Annotated in this window: 3 protein-coding genes and 1 pseudogene; 3 read left to right on the top strand and 1 reads right to left on the bottom strand. The window is 65.5% G+C overall.

What is annotated here, in order from left to right; all coding sequences use genetic code 11:
* Positions 1 to 249, bottom strand: a pseudogene (locus BACI9J_RS22895) (hypothetical protein); the annotation flags it as partial.
* Between the two features lie 294 nt (positions 250 to 543).
* On the opposite strand from BACI9J_RS22895, the gene infA reads away from it, so the two are divergent.
* From infA to rpsM, 3 genes are all read left to right on the top strand, one after another.
* The gene (gene infA / locus BACI9J_RS22900) at positions 544 to 765 is read left to right on the top strand and encodes a translation initiation factor IF-1 (protein WP_017885509.1); all 222 of its coding nucleotides are present in this window, start codon (positions 544 to 546) and stop codon (positions 763 to 765) included.
* Positions 766 to 835: 70 nt separating this feature from the next.
* Positions 836 to 952 carry a 50S ribosomal protein L36 gene (gene rpmJ, locus BACI9J_RS22905; RefSeq protein ID WP_022903266.1) on the top strand — a complete coding sequence of 39 codons (117 nt, stop codon included), beginning with the start codon at positions 836 to 838 and terminating at the stop codon, positions 950 to 952.
* 186 nt (positions 953 to 1,138) lie between these two features.
* On the top strand, positions 1,139 to 1,335 hold a 197-nt coding region (gene rpsM, locus BACI9J_RS22910; RefSeq protein WP_159736672.1), incomplete at its 3' end, for a 30S ribosomal protein S13.

Consider the following 1,335-nt stretch of genomic DNA (forward strand, 5'->3'; position numbering starts at 1 on the left):
GAGCAGGATGTTCGCCCCGCCCTTGATCGCCGAGATGTCGGCGGTCTTCGCGGTGCTCTGGTCGTCGGTGCTGAGCGCGACGGTCCGGGGAGCGGACGACAGCTGTGCGCCGGCGATCGCGGCGACGCTCGTGCCGCTGACGAGCAGGACGGCGACGGCGGACGCCACGACGGTGACGAGCGTGCCCCAACCCCGGCGACGGGCCTGCTTGCCGTGACTGGCGAAGGGGCGTCGTGTGGCGTCGGGCACGTGTTCTCCGTTCGGTGGTCCGTCGCGAGCTGCTGGTGCGGCGGACGTGGCTGCGGAGCAAAACTACGGTTCGCACGCATGAGCGCGCCCGGAGCGCGCCGTCAAACCACTGTGGAACGCTCAGACACTGCTCCGGAAGCCCCAGACGTGGGGTGTTCCGCGCCCCCACTTGGCAATTGCGGGTTTACCACATAAGATCGATCTTTGGTGTGTCATGCCCTCTCGGGTGTGGCGACCGACCCGCAGACCGGTTCGGGGATCACACCTGTTCCACAACCAAGCGACAGTGAGGCTATGGCCAAGAAAGACGGCGTCATCGAGATCGAAGGCTCGGTGCTCGAAGCTCTGCCCAACGCGATGTTCCGCGTTGAGCTGACGAACGGACACAAGGTCCTCGCGCACATCTCCGGGAAGATGCGCCAGCACTACATCCGCATCCTCCCCGAGGACCGCGTGATCGTGGAGCTGAGCCCGTACGACCTGACCCGCGGCCGGATCGTCTACCGCTACAAGTGATCCGCGAGCTGGAAAGGAACGGCACGGCAATCCTGCCGAGCACGAAGCCAGCGAGCACGAGGAAAGAACCATGAAGGTCAACCCCAGCGTCAAGCCCATCTGCGAACACTGCCGTGTGATTCGCCGCAAGGGCCGCGTCATGGTGATCTGCAAGAGCAACCCGCGTCACAAGCAGCGCCAGGGCTAGTCCCGGGCGCGTGACCGGCGCCGACGGTGTCCCTCGGACACCAGGCTGCTCGAGCACGACCCACAACTGAAGATCGACAACGCAGTACCAGAACCCGACCGCACGACGGCCGGGGGACACCTCGGGGCGGAGGCCCGAGCACCGGTACTGCGCCACACCTCCATCGACAACAGGAGCAGCCATCACATGGCACGTCTAGCAGGCGTCGACATCCCGCGCGAGAAGCGCGTGGAGATCGCACTCACGTACATCTACGGCGTCGGCCGTACCCGCGCCGTCCAGGCACTGACGGAGACCGGTATCTCCGGTGACATCCGCATCAAGGACCTGACCGACGACCAGCTCGTCGCACTCCGTGACTTCATCGAGGGCAACTTCAAGGT

Origin of the sequence: Arthrobacter sp. 9V (genome assembly GCF_902506065.1) — a bacterium.
Classification (GTDB): Bacteria; Actinomycetota; Actinomycetes; order Actinomycetales; family Micrococcaceae; genus Arthrobacter.

Coding starts and splice junctions, on each gene's coding strand:
- infA (WP_017885509.1), top strand. CDS start 544: ATGGCCAAGAAAGACGGCGTCATCGAGATCGAAGGCTCGGTGCTCGAA.
- rpmJ (WP_022903266.1), top strand. CDS start 836: ATGAAGGTCAACCCCAGCGTCAAGCCCATCTGCGAACACTGCCGTGTG.